14 protein-coding genes, 1 tRNA gene and 1 pseudogene are annotated in these 14,108 nt (G+C 70.1%); 9 read left to right on the top strand and 7 right to left on the bottom strand.

The features are described from left to right. Positions 1 to 2: 2 nt before the first annotated feature. The gene (locus ACNNMR_RS26440; protein WP_419997171.1) at positions 3 to 842 is read left to right on the top strand and encodes a GAF and ANTAR domain-containing protein; all 840 of its coding nucleotides are present in this window, start codon (positions 3 to 5) and stop codon (positions 840 to 842) included. Between the two features lie 314 nt (positions 843 to 1,156). Then, positions 1,157 to 1,648, top strand: a complete 492-nt coding sequence (locus tag ACNNMR_RS26435) for an ANTAR domain-containing protein (RefSeq protein ID WP_419997170.1) — start codon at positions 1,157 to 1,159, stop codon at positions 1,646 to 1,648. Positions 1,649 to 1,702: 54 nt separating this feature from the next. Here the strand turns inward: ACNNMR_RS26435 and ACNNMR_RS26430 are convergent, their stop codons facing one another. After that, a complete protein-coding gene (locus ACNNMR_RS26430; RefSeq protein WP_419997169.1) occupies positions 1,703 to 2,155 on the bottom strand; it encodes a hypothetical protein in 453 nt (150 codons plus the stop codon). A 236-nt stretch (positions 2,156 to 2,391) separates the two neighbouring features. Further along, positions 2,392 to 2,883: a YajQ family cyclic di-GMP-binding protein gene (locus ACNNMR_RS26425; protein ID WP_419997168.1), complete on the bottom strand. Its 492-nt coding sequence runs from the start codon at positions 2,881 to 2,883 to the stop codon at positions 2,392 to 2,394. 165 nt (positions 2,884 to 3,048) lie between these two features. On the opposite strand from ACNNMR_RS26425, the gene ACNNMR_RS26420 reads away from it, so the two are divergent. The 5 genes from ACNNMR_RS26420 (at position 3,049) to ACNNMR_RS26400 (ending at position 6,784) form a co-directional block, all read left to right on the top strand. Next, a tRNA-Tyr gene (locus tag ACNNMR_RS26420) sits at positions 3,049 to 3,130 on the top strand. Between the two features lie 323 nt (positions 3,131 to 3,453). Continuing rightward, on the top strand, positions 3,454 to 3,966 hold the full coding sequence (locus ACNNMR_RS26415) for a toxin-antitoxin system HicB family antitoxin (RefSeq protein ID WP_419997167.1): 513 nt from the start codon (positions 3,454 to 3,456) through the stop codon (positions 3,964 to 3,966). A 106-nt stretch (positions 3,967 to 4,072) separates the two neighbouring features. Further along, the gene (locus ACNNMR_RS26410) at positions 4,073 to 4,921 is read left to right on the top strand and encodes a DUF4097 family beta strand repeat-containing protein (protein ID WP_419997166.1); all 849 of its coding nucleotides are present in this window, start codon (positions 4,073 to 4,075) and stop codon (positions 4,919 to 4,921) included. A 73-nt stretch (positions 4,922 to 4,994) separates the two neighbouring features. Then, positions 4,995 to 5,999 carry an ATP-binding cassette domain-containing protein gene (locus ACNNMR_RS26405; RefSeq protein ID WP_419997165.1) on the top strand — a complete coding sequence of 335 codons (1,005 nt, stop codon included), beginning with the start codon at positions 4,995 to 4,997 and terminating at the stop codon, positions 5,997 to 5,999. Further along, on the top strand, positions 5,996 to 6,784 hold the full coding sequence (locus ACNNMR_RS26400; protein WP_419997164.1) for an ABC transporter permease: 789 nt from the start codon (positions 5,996 to 5,998) through the stop codon (positions 6,782 to 6,784). Before ACNNMR_RS26405 ends, ACNNMR_RS26400 begins: the two co-directional genes overlap by 4 nt. 35 nt (positions 6,785 to 6,819) lie before the next feature. On the opposite strand, the gene ACNNMR_RS26395 is transcribed toward ACNNMR_RS26400, so the two are convergent. Beyond that, the gene (locus ACNNMR_RS26395; RefSeq protein ID WP_419997163.1) at positions 6,820 to 7,482 is read right to left on the bottom strand and encodes a M23 family metallopeptidase; all 663 of its coding nucleotides are present in this window, start codon (positions 7,480 to 7,482) and stop codon (positions 6,820 to 6,822) included. A 173-nt stretch (positions 7,483 to 7,655) separates the two neighbouring features. On the opposite strand from ACNNMR_RS26395, the gene ACNNMR_RS26390 reads away from it, so the two are divergent. Both ACNNMR_RS26390 and ACNNMR_RS26385 read left to right on the top strand, forming a co-directional pair. Beyond that, positions 7,656 to 8,522 carry an AraC family transcriptional regulator gene (locus ACNNMR_RS26390; protein ID WP_419997162.1) on the top strand — a complete coding sequence of 289 codons (867 nt, stop codon included), beginning with the start codon at positions 7,656 to 7,658 and terminating at the stop codon, positions 8,520 to 8,522. Between the two features lie 21 nt (positions 8,523 to 8,543). Further along, positions 8,544 to 8,763: pseudogene (locus ACNNMR_RS26385) on the top strand (aldehyde dehydrogenase family protein); the annotation flags it as partial. Between the two features lie 88 nt (positions 8,764 to 8,851). Here the strand turns inward: ACNNMR_RS26385 and ACNNMR_RS26380 are convergent. The 4 genes from ACNNMR_RS26380 to ACNNMR_RS26365 all read right to left on the bottom strand — a co-directional run bounded on the left by ACNNMR_RS26380 (position 8,852) and on the right by ACNNMR_RS26365 (position 14,100). Further along, positions 8,852 to 10,066 (bottom strand): TolB family protein, encoded by a 1,215-nt coding sequence (locus ACNNMR_RS26380; protein ID WP_419997161.1) that lies wholly within the window; start codon positions 10,064 to 10,066, stop codon positions 8,852 to 8,854. Positions 10,067 to 10,187: 121 nt separating this feature from the next. Continuing rightward, complete coding sequence (locus ACNNMR_RS26375) at positions 10,188 to 11,588, bottom strand: endo-1,4-beta-xylanase (RefSeq protein WP_419997160.1); 1,401 nt, start codon at positions 11,586 to 11,588, stop codon at positions 10,188 to 10,190. A 239-nt stretch (positions 11,589 to 11,827) separates the two neighbouring features. Further along, positions 11,828 to 12,559 (bottom strand): aspartate/glutamate racemase family protein, encoded by a 732-nt coding sequence (locus ACNNMR_RS26370; protein ID WP_419997159.1) that lies wholly within the window; start codon positions 12,557 to 12,559, stop codon positions 11,828 to 11,830. Positions 12,560 to 12,591: 32 nt separating this feature from the next. After that, positions 12,592 to 14,100, bottom strand: coding sequence for an NCS1 family nucleobase:cation symporter-1 (locus ACNNMR_RS26365; RefSeq protein ID WP_419997158.1), 1,509 nt, complete (start codon positions 14,098 to 14,100; stop codon positions 12,592 to 12,594). Between the last annotated feature and the right edge of the window lie 8 nt (positions 14,101 to 14,108).

Genomic DNA, 14,108 nt, shown 5'->3' with positions numbered 1-14,108 from the left:
CCGTGAGTGGGCCCGGAAGGCATGAGGACGCGGCGCTGACCGCGATGCGGCGCGCTTCCGCGGCGCGCGCCCGCGCGGCCCGCGACCTGCGCGCCGCCGAGCGCAACGAACGCATCGACGACGGCCGGCTCGACACCAGCGTGTACGCGGAGACGGCGGCGGCCCACCGGCGCAGCGCCGCCTGCCACTTGGCGGCCGCCCGGCTGCATCTGTCCTTCGCGGGCAAGCTGCTGGACAGCTCGGGCGGCGCTGCGGTGCGGCCGCACTTCATGGCCGAGGTGGCCGACCTGTTCGGCACCTCGAGCGCGGCGCTGACGCTGATCGGCACCGACCTCAGCCAGCTGTCGTTCGCCGCCTCGGACCCCCGGGCCAGAGCCGCCCAGGACCTCGAGTACATCCTCGGCGACGGCCCCGTCAAGGCCGTCACCGGCAGCGGCACCACGACGTCGGCCGCCGGCTCCGAGCTGGAGGTCCGCTGGCCGGGATACGGCGCGGGGCTGGCCGCGCTGGGCGTCCACGAGGTGGTTGCCGTACCGCTGCGGTCCGCGGGCCACTGCCTGGGGGCGCTGTCCGTGTACGACCCGCTGACGCCCGCCGGGCGCTATGACGAGGTGGCCGCGGCGCTCACCAATCTGCTGCTGGGCGCGGATGCCGATCCGGAGCTGTACGGCGGGCTGGATCACCAGGACGTGGTGCACCAGGCCACCGGCATGGTGGCCGAGCAGCAGGGCTGCACGGTCAATGACGCACTCTCGATAATCAAGGCGCGGGCCTTCGCGGACGGGGAGAGCGTCCGGCTCGTCGCCGAGCGGATCGTGCACGGCAAAATGAGACTCGGCTGAGGAGTACGCATGACCACGCCCGACCACCAGCGGCTGGCCCGGGCCTTCGTGGAGCTGGCGCGTGCCGCGCAGTCGGCGGAATTCCTCACCCCGGATGCGGCCGACTACGACGCCACCCGCCTCCTGGACGCACTCGCCAGGGTCGCCGTGGAGAACCTCGGCGCTGCCGCGGCGTACGTCGTGATCGGGAACCGGGACTCCGAGCCCGTGGCCGTACCGCCTCCCGGCCCGGCGGATCTCTCCGGGCTGATCCCCGAGCCGCCCGCCGGGCCGGGCCGGGCCGGGAGTGCTGCCTTACGGGACGCGCCACCGGCATGCACACGGCGACCTCGCCGGCCGCCCGGATGCGCTGGCCGCGGTATGCCGCGCGGGCGCAGGAGCTGGGCTATGGCGATTTCACCGCGCTGCCGCTGCGGTCCGGCGAGGGGCGCGACCAGGTGCTCGGCGCGCTGGTGCTGCTGGCCGGGGCCCGGCGGCCGCTGTCCGCGGGGGCGGCGGAGGTCGGGGAGTCGCTGGCGGAGGCCGCGGCGATCGCGCTGCTGCGCGAGCGGACGGTGGCGGAGGGGCGGGTGCTGGCGGGGCAGCTGCAGCACGCACTCAGCAGCCGGGTCGTCATCGAGCAGGCGAAGGGGATCCTGGCGGCGCGCCTGTCGATCACGGTCGAGGAGGCGTTCGCGCAGCTCCGTACACATGCGCGGTCCGCTCGGCGGCGGATGGCGGATGTGGCGCGCGAGGTGGTGGGCGGGGCGGAGCTGCCGCGGGCGGAGGGGGCGGAGCCTCGGCCTACGGCCCCTGTGAGCGAGTGAGTGTGCCCTGCGGTGGGCGGCACGGCAGGGCACACTCGGTAACTGGGACGGGCACTACCAGGGCATGCGGGAGCCCAGGCGGACGTGGCCGTCGGGGGTGCGGTTGAGCGTCAGGGTGCTGGCGGCGCCGTTGCCGAGCGGATCGCCGGCGCCGGGCTCGGCGTCGGAGAGCTGCCATTCCCGCTCGCCGCCGGTGGCGCTGTCGCCGGAGACGGGGAGCCAGGCGGGCGGTCCGGCCAGCTCCGGTACGGCATAGTCGCTCGCCGCCACGGTCACGCCGCCGTCGTCCGCGCTGATCAGCAGCCAGTACCGGGGAGCCGCGCTGCGGCCCGCGACGTACTGGGCGGCGATCCTGGCGGTGTCGCTGAGGGCCTTGACCAGCACCGCGGATGCGGGGGTGCTGCCGAGCACGGCGCTGGTGATCTGCGAGGCCAGGTGGTGGCTCCCCGCCTCCCGCCGCAGCTCGACGGCCACCGACAGGAGCGGCGACGACCAGCGCGGCGTCATGCTGTGCTCGTTGATCCGGCGAGGCAGTCCCCTGAGCCGCGCGTGCTCCATCGCCAAACCCTTATCCCCGGCACCGAGCGCCGACGAACGGCGCACCGAAACAGCACGCGGGAGGAGGGCTCTTCCCGTACCTCCGCGCCTCCCGCGCTCAACCACCTGGCCGGGGTCCGGGGCCGGGATTGTGCTGCGCTACGACCGTACGCCCGTGCGGCGGCGGCGGTCCAGTTAGCCTTCGGTCACCGATAGTTGACGAACTGGACCGCGAAATCCAGATCCTTCCCCTTGATCAGCGCGATGACGGCCTGCAGATCATCCCGCTTCTTGGAGCTGACGCGCAGCTCGTCACCCTGGACCTGAGCCTTCACGCCCTTCGGCCCCTCATCCCGGATGATCTTCGCGAGCTTCTTGGCGTCCTCCTGAGAGATGCCTTCCTTGATCGACGCGCCGAGCTTGTACTCCTTGCCGGAGGCCTGCGGCTCCCCCGCCTCGACGGCCTTCAGCGAGATGCCGCGCTTGACCAGCTTGGACTGAAAGATGTCCAGCACGGCCTTGACCCGCTCCTCGGCATTGGCCCGCATCTCGATCCCGTCCTCCCCGGACCAGCGGATCGATGCGTCGACGCCCTTGAAGTCGTAGCGCTGCGAGATCTCCTTGGCGGCCTGATTGAGGGCGTTGTCGACCTCCTGCCGCTCGACCTTCGAGACGATGTCGAAACTGGAGTCGGCCATGGTTTTCGGGCTCCTCACACGTAGATCCGGCTGCGATGGCCCCTGGCGGGGCCAGGGGCCAGCCTAGTCAAGGTGTCGGTGATCACGACGGCCACAACCGAGTGGCGGACCACCCCCCGCCATCAGGTATGGTTTACGTCGTCGCCACGACAGCGACAAACCCTTGGCGGTGTGCCCGAGTGGCCAAAGGGAGCAGACTGTAAATCTGCCGGCTTCGCCTTCCTAGGTTCGAATCCTAGCGCCGCCACGCCATGAGGAACCCCCTCTGAACTGCGGAAACGCAGTGCGGAGGGGGTTTCTGGTTTTTACCTCCATGCCACCAGGGACTTGGGGAGGGTGGCGAAGTGTCTCCCATCGTCGGGCGCGCGCGTGACCTCTGATGTCGCCGTACGAGCTGACAGTCACACGCGAGGGCACTCCGATGTCACCGTGGTGCCACGTGGCGCCACTCTGCCCCAGCAGGTCTCCCGAGTGAATCTTCGCAGCTCAGAGACGTTTCGGGCGACGTGGCGTCACCGGTGACGCCATCCGCACTTGCGCATGGCGCCATTGTGGTGCCATCATGGCGTCATGGACCTCACGCCCTATGTCGACAACCTGCACCGCGAGCTCGCGGTGGCCGCCGAAGCCGGCGGGGAAGATGCTCGCGAGCTGGCCGGGCGGCTGACTGCTCCCTTGGAGTCGGCTACGCGGCTGACCATGCTCAACGTGCTCTCCGCCGCGATGGCCGAGATCACTCGCGAGCTGGCGCCCGGGTCGGTCGATGTGCGGCTGCGTGGGCTCGATCCCGAGTTTGTTGTGACGCCGGCGGAGGGGGGCGGCGCGTACGAAGAGGCGGCCGCGCCCGTCGAGCCGGTCAAGGCGCCTGCCGAGGCCGACGAGGGGGGCACCGCCCGGGTCAATCTTCGGCTGCCGGCGCACCTCAAGGCGCGTGCCGAGGAGGCCGCCGCCCGCGAGGGGCTGTCGGTCAATGCCTGGCTGGTACGGGCCGTGTCCGGCGCCGTCGACGGTGGCGCGCGGCAGCCCCGTACGCCGGAGATGAGCCAGGCCATCGGACAGAGCTTTACGGGGTGGGTGCGCTAAGCCGGCGCCCGAGCGCACTAACACCCCGCGACCACCACTTCATTCACCCACCACACCACGTCCCACCAGCGGGGACGTCTCACAGACCCAGAAGGACGGGACAGCCATGCCTGCTTTCGAGACCCCGGAACCCATCTCCGTCACGGCCCACGTCGAGGCCGGCTCCATCCAGTTCGCCGCGAGCGAGCGGCGCGACGCCGTCGTCGAGGTACGGGCGCGTAATCCGAAGAAGGACCTCGACGTGCGGACGGCCGACCAGACCGAGGTCACGTACGCGAGCGGCGTGCTGACCATCCGGACGCCCAAGCCCAAGATCGGCATCGTCGGCCGCGTCGGCACCGTCGACGTGACCGTCGAACTGCCCGCGGGCTCCGGCGTCGACGTCAGCGGCGCCTGGATCCAGGTCCTCGGCGAGGGCCGGCTCGGCGAGGCCAAGGTGAAGGTCTCGTCCGGCGACGTCCGCCTCGACACCACCGGGCCGCTGCAGCTCAAGGCCGCGCACGGCTCGATCACCGTGGACCGGGTCGAGGGCCGGGCCGAGATCACCACCAGCTCCGGCAGCATGCGCGTCGGCCTCATCGACGGCCCCGCCGTCCTCAAGAACTCGCACGGCTCCACCACCGTCGACGCCGTCACCGGCGAGCTCCAGGTCAACGGCGCCAACGGCGACATCGAGATCCGCCGCGCCGAGGACTCGGTCAGCGCCGTCACCGCCCACGGCACCCTGCGCGTGAACGACGTCGTCCGCGGCACCATCCAGCTGGAGACCAGCTACGGCGCCATCGACCTCGGCGTCCGCGCGGGCACGGCCGCCTGGCTCGACGTCAACGCCGGCCACGGGCAGGTGCGCAACGCGCTCACCGCCTCCGAGGCCCCGGAGAAGTCCGAGGACTCGGTCGCCGTCCGCGCCCGCACCAAGCACGGCAACATCGACATCCGGCGCGCCCGGGTCTGAGCTCACTGCCATCGAACTGCCCCCGAACTGCCCGCTCCCCCACCCCACTTCAGCCTTCGACTTGGAGGGCCCCATGCCTTCATCTGTCATGCCCACATCCAATACGCCCACGTCCCGTACGCCCGCCATCTCGGCCATCGACCTGCGCAAGTCGTACGGCGACAAGACCGTCCTCGACGGCATCGACCTCAACATCCCGGCCGGTTCCGTCTTCGCCCTCCTCGGGCCCAACGGCGCCGGCAAGACCACCGCCGTAAAAATCCTCTCCACCCTCATCGCCGCCGACGGCGGCCAGGCCCAGGTCGCCGGCCACGACATCGCCACCGCACCCGACGGCGTACGGGCCGCGATCGGCGTCACCGGCCAGTTCTCCGCCGTCGACGGCCTGATCACCGGCGAGGAGAACATGCTCCTCATGGCCGACCTGCACCACCTCCCCAAGCGGGAGGGCAGGCGCACCGCCGCCGAGCTGCTGGAGCGCTTCGACCTGGTCGAGGCCGCCAAGAAGCCCGCGCAGTCCTACTCCGGCGGCATGAAGCGGCGCCTCGACATCGCCATGACGCTGGTGGGCAACCCGCGGATCATCTTCCTGGACGAGCCGACCACCGGCCTCGACCCGCGCTCCCGGAACAACATGTGGCGCATCATCCGCGAGCTGGTCTCCGACGGGGTGACCGTCTTCCTGACCACCCAGTACCTGGAGGAGGCGGACGAGCTCGCGGACCGTATCGCCGTGCTCAACGACGGGAAGATCGCCGCCGAGGGTACGGCGGAAGAGCTCAAGCGGCTGATCCCCGGCGGTCACATCCGGCTGCGGTTCACCGATCCGGCGGCGTACGCCTCCGCCTCCACGACCCTCCGCGAGGTCACCCGCGACGACGAGGCCCTCACCCTGCAGCTCCCCAGCGACGGCAGCCAGCGCGAGCTCCGCTCCATCCTCGACTGGCTCGACTCGGCCGGCATCGAGGCCGACGAGCTCACCGTCCACACCCCGGACCTCGATGACGTCTTCTTCGCCCTTACCGGGCCACTTACCGGGCCCGGCGTCCCCAACCAGCCCAAGGAGACCGTCCGATGAGCTCCCTCACCCTCGCCGCCCGCGACTCCGGCACCATGCTGCGCCGCAATCTCCTGCACGCCCGGCGCTACCCGTCGCTCACCCTCAACCTGCTGCTGACCCCGGTCATGCTGCTGCTCCTCTTCGTCTACATCTTCGGCGACGCGATGAGCGGCGGCCTGGGCGGCAGCGCCGACCGCGCCGACTACATCGCCTACATCGTCCCCGGCATCCTCATGATGACCATCGGCGGCACCGTCGTCGGCACCGCCGTGTCGATCGCCAACGACATGTCCGAGGGCATCGTCGCCCGCTTCCGTACGATGTCGATCCACCGCGGCTCGATTCTGATCGGTCATGTCATCGGCAGCGTCGTGCAGTCCATCGCCAGCGTCGTGCTCGTCGGCGCCGTCGGGGTGGCGATCGGCTTCCGGTCCACGGACGCGACCGCGCTGGAGTGGCTGGCCGCGTTCGGGCTGATCGCGCTGGTGGCGCTCGCCCTGACCTGGATCTCCGTAGGCATGGGCATGGTCAGCCCCAACGCCGAGGCGGCCAGCAACAACGCGATGCCGCTGATCCTGCTGCCGATGGTCTCGTCCGCCTTCGTGCCGGCCGCTTCCATGCCGGGCTGGTTCCAGCCGATCGCCGAATACCAGCCCTTCACCCCGGCCATCGAGACCCTCCGCGGGCTGCTTCTCGGTACGGAGATCGGGCACAACGGCTGGCTGGCGGTCGGCTGGGCGCTGGCCCTGACCGTGCTGGGCTACTACTGGTCGAAGGCCACCTTCAACCGCGACCCGAAGTAACCCGCGGCTGCGGCATACGAGGGGAGGCGCAGACTCTAGAGCCAGTGCATCGGTACGCCCGGCGCCCGGGTGTTCGTGCCCAGGAAGACCCCGTGGCCTACGAGGTAGGCCACGGGGTCGATGTCGGTGCCGTAGCCCGGGGCGTCGCGGACCTCGAAGTGCAGGTGCGGGCCGGTGGCGTTGCCGGTGGCGCCGGAGAGGCCGAGGCTGGTGCCGGGGCCGACGCGGTCGCCGGTGGAGACGTCGATCCGCGACAGGTGGGCGTACAGCACGTACTTGCCGTCGTCCATCAGGACCTTGATGTGATGGCCGTACGAGCCCCAGGTCGACACCTCGGACACCCGGCCGGGACCGACGGACTGGACCGGAGTCCCCGTCGGGACCGCCAGGTCGACGCCGGTGTGATGCCCGGCGATCCACAGGTTGCCCGGCTGCCCGTAGCGGGCGCTGATCTCGCCGCGCAGCACCGGCTTCGCCCAGGGCGACTTCGGCCGCGGGTCGTACGCCCGGTCGTCGCCCGGCACGTCCTGGCCGGCCACGCCCACGGGGGGCGCGGGCACGGCATGGGCCGCCTGGGCGGCGGGCAGCACGGCGAGGGCGGCGGACGACACGGCGAGCGCGGCGATGAGCGCGGCGGCGCCGCGGCACGCGATCGACTCTTTTACGGAGCTGACTGAACTCAGGGAACGGAAGGCCACTGACCGGACGCTAGATCGTCCGACCCGCACACCCACCGCGGCACACGGAAGCTCACACGAACGCTGCACGCGAAGGCCCACCACCGCACCCGACCGAAACGGGCACAGGATGTCGGGTCCGGCGTGATACGCCCCCCTTAGCGTGGTGATCGTAAGCAAGGAAGGAGACCGGCGTGCTGGAGCGGCTCAACGAGGCCATGGAGCACATCGAGCGGCACCTCGACGGCTCCGTCGACGTCGGCGAGCTGGCCCGGATCGCGGCCACCTCGGAGTACCACCTGCGGCGGATGTTCTCGGCGCTCGCCGGGATGCCGCTGTCGGAGTACATCCGCCGGCGGCGGCTGACCGTCGCGGGGGCGGAGGTGATCGGCTGGGACGGGACGCTGCTGGATGTCGCGGTGCGGTACGGATACGGGTCCGGCGAGGCGTTCGCGCGGGCGTTCCGGGCGGTGCACGGCGTGGGGCCCGGCGAGGCGCGGCGTACGGGCGCGGCGCTCAGCTCGCAGCCGCGGATGACCTTCCGCCTGGTCGTCGAAGGGAGCAGCAGCATGCGGTACCGCGTCGCGGAGAAGCCGGATTTCACGGTCGTCGGGCGGAAGGCCCGGCTGCCGCTCGTCCATCTGGGACCGAACCAGAAGATGATCGAGTTCATCCGGGGCATCGAGGACGACACCAAGCAGCGGCTGGAGCAGCTGTCGGACGGCGAGCCGCACGGCATCCTCGCCGTCTGCGACGACCTCGACCCGAGCCGCGCCGAGGGCACCGACTTCGACTATTACTACGGCGTCATCACCTCCGCCCCGGCCCCGGAGGGCCTGGCCGAGCTCCCCGTACCCGCAGGCAGCTGGGCGGTCTTCACCACCTCGGGCCCGGTACCGGAGACGATCCAGCACCTGTGGCGCGACGTCTTCACCGAGTGGTTCCCGTCGAACCCGTACCGCAGCCGGCCGGGCCCCGAGATCCTGCGTACGCGGATGTCGGCGGACGGCAGTACTGCCGACGCCGAGCTGTGGCTGCCCGTCGAGCGAGACGCGGGCTGACCCTCCCGCAACCCCCGCGCAACCTCCCCCGCCCTAGCCGGCCGGCTGATCATGGAGTACGCCACCGAGCACCTGAAGCCCGTCACCCTCGAACTCGGCGGCAAGAGCCCGAACATCTTCTTCGACGACGTGTCGAGAGCCGACGACGACTTCTACGACAGACGCGGCCGTGAATCGCACCGAAAAGATCGTCCAAGGCCACCCCCTCGCCCCCGCCACAATGATCGGCGCGCCATCGGCCGCGAGGAGGGCGCCGACGAAGAACCTGCTGGTCAGCTACTCCCCCAAGAAGCTCGGCTTCTTCTGGCCGAGCTTCTTGGGGGCATTCACTAACCGAGCCTGAGCAGGAAGCCGTCCCCGACGCCGTTGGTGTCCCCGGTTACCAGGTCCGGCGCGGTCGAGAAGAAGGCGACCCGGCTCCCGTCGCGGGTGAACGCGACGGGGGCCGCATAGCCCTCGGCCTGCGGTCCGCCCGCGAGGGTGCGGGTGACGAGCTGGGTACGGCCCGTCGCCAGGTCGCGGACGTGCACGTTGTTCCCCGCCTCGGTCTCGGTCTGGTACGCCAGCCGGCCGCCGTCGGCGCTGAGGACGCCGCCCCCGAGACCGCCCTTGCCCTCGTGGGTGACCCAACGGGTCTTCCCCGTGCGGCTGTCGAAGAGGTAGAGCTCCCAGGTGTACGTGGGCGCCTCCGGGACGGTCTGCTCGTCGAAGGAGGAGTACGAGACGAGGCTGCCGTCCGCGGAGAGCGAGACGCCCGCCGGGCTGCCGTTGGTGGGCTCCCCGGAAGGTGTGGCGTTCACCAGCTTCTGCTCGCCGGTGCGGAGATCCGCGAGCCACAGCTCGTGGCGGCCGCCGCGCGGGTGCCGCTGCACGTAGGCGAGGTGGCTGCCGTCGGCGCTGAGTGTGATCCCTGAGACGTACCAGTCCGCGGGGATGTGGTCGCTGATCTTCTTGACCTCGCCGGTGCGGCGGTCGGCGACGTAGGCCAGACCCTTGCCGTCGTACGCGATGTACCGGCCGTCGGCGGACATCTCCACGTTCTCGAGGACCCCCGCTGAGCCGCCGTCAGGGGCGGCGCTGACCCGCTCGGTGCGGCCGGTCTTCCGGTCATGGACGTAGACGTCCCGGGCGTGCTCGGGCGGGGCCGGCCAGTCGGTGAGGTTCGTGGCTGCCGACATGAAGGCGACGTACCGGCCGTCGGCGCTGATCTGCGCGTAGCGGCTCTCGCCGTTCACCTGCGCCCCGTCCGAGGCCACGCTCACGCGCTCGACGGTGCCACGGCGCAGGTCCCGTACGAACACATCGGACGTGCCGTTCGTGTCGCCCGGGACCACCTGGGCGTCCTCCGAGCTGAAGACGGCATAGCGGCCGCCGGCGCTGAGCTCGTCGACGCTGGTCGACTGATGGAGCTGGGCGCCCGTCGACGACAGCGTGATCCGCTCGGTCTGCGGCAGCGGCGCCGCCGACGCCTCGGTCACGGACAGCGTCACGGCCAGCGCGGCCGCGAGCATGCCGACGGACGCCCCTCGCATGGTTCTGAACACGGTTCTTCCCCCCGTTGCGTAACTCCCCCAGCCCCCGCTGAGGGCTTTCAGAGAGGAGAGCGCACCGCGTATCACCGCGTCAATCCCACTAATTGACTACAACCCCGGCGGCCCGTGTGAGTCAGGTGCGGGTCCAGCGCTGGTTGCTGCTGTTCGAGCAGGCGTAGATCTGGAGTTTGGCGCCGTTGGCGGTGCCGGTGGCGTCCAGGCAGCGGCCGGACTGGACGCCGACGATGGATCCGTCCGAGTTGAGGCGCCATTTCTGGTTGTCGCCGCCCCAGCAGCTGTAGATCTGGACCTTGACGCCGTTGCCCGTACCGGCGGCGTCAAGGCACTTGTTGCCGTAGACCCTGAGCTCGCCGGCGGCGGTGGGCGACCACTGCTGGTTGGTGCCGCTGTGGCAGTCCCACAGCTGGAGCTGGGTGCCGTCGGTGGTACTGGCGTTGGGCACGTCCAGACAGCGTCCTGAAGCGACGCCCTTGATCTGTCCGGAGTCCCCGGGCGGCGTGGTGGAGCCGCCGTTGAGCGCGTTGAGGACGGCGGTGTAGGCGGCCTTCTTGCTGCCGTCGCCGTTGAACAGCAGCGGCGTCTGCTCGGCCCGCCAGGAGTCGGAGTCGCGCACCCCCCAGACGGTGATGCCGAGGCAGCGCGCGACGGCCAGGCAGTCGTTGGTCACGGCGGCGTACGTCGAGGCCGGGGCCCGCTGGATGTCGAGTTCGGTGATGGCCACGTCGACGCCGAGGGCGGCGAAGTTCTGCAGGGTGGTGCGGAAGTTGCTGTCGTACGGGCTGCCGTCGTTGAAGTGCGCCTGGAAGCCGACGCAGTCGATCGGCACGCCGCGCTGCTTGAAGTCCTTGACCATGTTGTACATGGCCTGGGTCTTTGCCCAGTTCCAGTTCTCGACGTTGTAGTCGTTGTAGCAGAGCTTGGCGGCCGGGTCGGCGGCGCGGGCGGTGCGGAAGGCGACCTCGATCCAGTCGTTGCCGGTGCGCTGCAGGTTGGAGTCGCGGCGGGCTCCCGAACTGCCGTCGGCGAACGCCTCGTTCACGACGTCCCATTGGTCGATCTTGCCCTTGTAGTGGCCCATCACGCCGTTGATGTGCCCGATCATCGCCTGCCGCAGGTCGCTGCCGCTGAGGCTCTGCATCCAGCCCGGCTGCTGGGAGTGCCAGGCCAGGGTGTGGCCGCGCACCTTCTTGCCGTTCTGCACCGCCCAGTTGTAGACGCGGTCGCCGGCCGTGAAGTTGAACTGCCCCCGCTGGGGCTCGGTGGCGTCGATCTTCATCTCGTTCTCGGCGGTCACCGAGTTGAACTCGCGATTCGCGATCGACGTGTACGCCGAGTCACCCAGCTTGCCCGAGGCGATGGCGGTACCGAAGTAGCGCCCGCTCTGCGCCGCCGCGGCGCCGAGCGTGCTCTCGGCGGCGTGTGCGGGGGGCGGCGCGACCAGTGCGGAGACCGCGGCGAGGACGCCGACGACGAGCGATAACAGCAGGGGTCTGTGAAGGGCATACGAGCGCATGGCTGAGCCTCCGGTTCGATATGTCGAACTATGGCGGTTTCTCAGGCACGGATGATTGGGGCTTTGACGATGCCTCGTCAAGAGTCTCCGCAGAAGAATTTTCGGAGCTACGCCTGAAAATTTTCGGAACTCGACGGGTTAGAAGACCTGTTTACGGACAGATCGGCAACAAGCCTTGACCAACTAGCCCGGGATTCCTAGCTTGTGGCGTCAAAGCATCCGGAAATTATTCGAAAATTTTAGAGGGCCAGCCCTGCCGGCGGCCAGGCCGCGAAGTGCTTCGGCCGCGGCGGGGCGTACGTCCGTACCTTCGAGGTCGTCAGGCCCATCCTGACCAGGGACTCCGCGATCGTGACCGCGGCGGCGACCCCGTCCACGACGGGGACGCCGGTGCGGTCGACGACCGTCTCGGTGAGGCCTGACATGCCGCCGCAGCCGAGGCAGATGACCTCGGCGCGGTCCTGCTGCACGGCGCGCGCCGCCTCCTCGGCGATGGCCTCGACCGCGGCGGCTGGGTCGCGTTCGAGCTCCAGGACGGGCAGCCCGCTCGCCCGTACGGACGCGCACCGGTCGGCCAGCCCCGCCAGCGCCAGGCGGTCCTCGATCAGGGGGACGGCCCGATCGAGGGTCGTCACCACCGAGTAGCTGCGGCCGAGGAATTGTGCTGTGGAGGCGGCCGCCTCGGTGATGTCGACGACTGGGACGTCGAGGAGCTCCTGCAGGCCCTCGCGGCCGTGTTCGCCGTAGCCCGCCTGGATCACCGCGTCGTACGGGCCCGGGTACGCCCGCACCGTCTCCATCACCGCGATCGCGGCCAGGTGGCTCTCGTAGTTGCCCTCGACCGAGTCGGCGCCGAAGGCCGGGGTGAGCGGGATGATCTCGGTGCCGGGCGAGGCGGTGGCCCGCGCCTGTTCGCCGATGGTCTTCGTCATCGACTCGGTGGTGTTGACGTTGACGACGAGGATGCGCATTGCAGGAGTACCTGTTTCGTTGTTGTTCGTAGTCAGTGGGCGGACTTCACGCTCGGCACGGCGATGTGCTCGCCGTCCACGTCCTCGGCGGCGGTCGTGCTCCGGCCCGGCAGGACCAGGTAGAGCACCCCGGCGAGGATGGCGCCGATGAACCAGGAGAAGCCCGCCATGTCCTTGAAGTACGGGACGAGGGCGATGACGACGGCGATGGACGCGGCGGGCGCGAGCGCGCCGACCGCGCGCGGGTTCACGCCCTTCTTGTACGCGTACGACGCCGACGCGTCCTCGCTGTACAGGTCGGGGACGTGCACCTTGGTCTTGCGCAGCAGCCAGTAGTCGGCCATCACGATGCCGAAGGCCGGGCCGAGGAGGGCGCCGAGGCCGCCGAGGAAGTAGTCGACGACGACCGGGCTGTTGTAGAGGTTCCAGGGGAGGATGATCAGGCCGATGACGGCGCTGACGACCGCGGCCTTCCTGAAGTCCAGCTTCTTCGGGAAGAGGTTGACCAGCGAGTAGACCGGCGCCACGAAGTTCGCCATCAGGTTGACCGCGATGGTCAGGAGGATGAGGGCGAAGGAAGCCAGGGCCAGCAGCGGCGTGTTCGGGATCTGCTGCACGATGTCGGCCGGGTCGGTGATCACCTTGCCGTCGAGCTTGAACTGGGCGCCGGAGAGCGCGACCACGATGACCGCGAAGAAGAGCATGTTCACCGGGATGCCGATGAGGTTGCCCATCAGGATCGACCGGTTGCTCTTCGCGGACCGGGTGAAGTCGCAGAAGTTCAGCACGAAGGTGCCGTAGATGACGACCCACAGCGCGGCGGCCTCGAGGATGTGCACGATGCGGGCGCCGCCGGTGTACGGGTCGCCCGCGTCCATCGCGATCGACCAGTCGGCGCGGGAGAGCATCCAGACGGCGAGGGCCACGAAGGTGATCAGGACGGCGGGCGCGGCGATGGCGACGTACTTGCGGATCACGTCCATGCCGTACGAAACGATCAGCACCTGCACGATCCACAGCGCGATGAAGGACACCCAGCCGAGGCCGTTGAGGCCGAGGATGGAGGTGTCCTGCCAGGAGGCGAGGGACGGCGCGAGGTCCACCAGCAGCGCGGAGAGGACCTGCGCGGCCAGGTAGGTCTGGATGCCGAACCAGGCGATCGCGACGCCGCCGCGGATGACCGCGGGTATCTGGGCGCCGCGGACGCCGAAGGCGATGCGGCTCATCACCGGGAAGGGCACGCCGGTCTTCGAGCCCATGTAGCCGGAGAGGCTGAGCAGCGCGAAGAGGAAGACGGAGGCGAGGACGAAGGCCGCCAGGATGTCCCAGACGCCCATGCCGAGGGCGAAGAGGCCGATGGCGAAGGCGTAGTTGCCGAGGCTGTGCACGTCGTTGGCCCACAGCGTGAAGACGTTGTAGCCGCTCCAGTTACGGCCGGCCTTCTTGGTCGGGGCGAGGTCGGGGCTGTAGAGGCGGGGGCTGGGCTGCGGCTGCGGCGCCCCGTCGGCCGTCGTACGCGCCGAATCCTGCGCTGTGGTCATCGTCGACC

The sequence above is a fragment of the Streptomyces boninensis genome (assembly GCF_048572725.1).
Classification (GTDB): Bacteria; Actinomycetota; Actinomycetes; order Streptomycetales; family Streptomycetaceae; genus Streptomyces; species Streptomyces boninensis.
This window is presented reverse-complemented; position numbering and strand designations above follow the sequence as displayed.

Bases quoted from the DNA above. Each gene is read 5' to 3' on its own strand.
- ACNNMR_RS26435 (WP_419997170.1), top strand. From the start codon at position 1,157: ATGCACACGGCGACCTCGCCGGCCGCCCGGATGCGCTGGCCGCGGTAT.
- ACNNMR_RS26430 (WP_419997169.1), bottom strand. From the start codon at position 2,155: ATGACGCCGCGCTGGTCGTCGCCGCTCCTGTCGGTGGCCGTCGAGCTG.
- ACNNMR_RS26425 (WP_419997168.1), bottom strand. From the start codon at position 2,883: ATGGCCGACTCCAGTTTCGACATCGTCTCGAAGGTCGAGCGGCAGGAG.
- ACNNMR_RS26415 (WP_419997167.1), top strand. From the start codon at position 3,454: ATGGACCTCACGCCCTATGTCGACAACCTGCACCGCGAGCTCGCGGTG.
- ACNNMR_RS26410 (WP_419997166.1), top strand. From the start codon at position 4,073: ATGCCTGCTTTCGAGACCCCGGAACCCATCTCCGTCACGGCCCACGTC.
- ACNNMR_RS26405 (WP_419997165.1), top strand. From the start codon at position 4,995: ATGCCTTCATCTGTCATGCCCACATCCAATACGCCCACGTCCCGTACG.
- ACNNMR_RS26400 (WP_419997164.1), top strand. From the start codon at position 5,996: ATGAGCTCCCTCACCCTCGCCGCCCGCGACTCCGGCACCATGCTGCGC.
- ACNNMR_RS26375 (WP_419997160.1), bottom strand. From the start codon at position 11,588: ATGCGCTCGTATGCCCTTCACAGACCCCTGCTGTTATCGCTCGTCGTC.
- ACNNMR_RS26370 (WP_419997159.1), bottom strand. From the start codon at position 12,559: ATGCGCATCCTCGTCGTCAACGTCAACACCACCGAGTCGATGACGAAG.
- ACNNMR_RS26365 (WP_419997158.1), bottom strand. From the start codon at position 14,100: ATGACCACAGCGCAGGATTCGGCGCGTACGACGGCCGACGGGGCGCCG.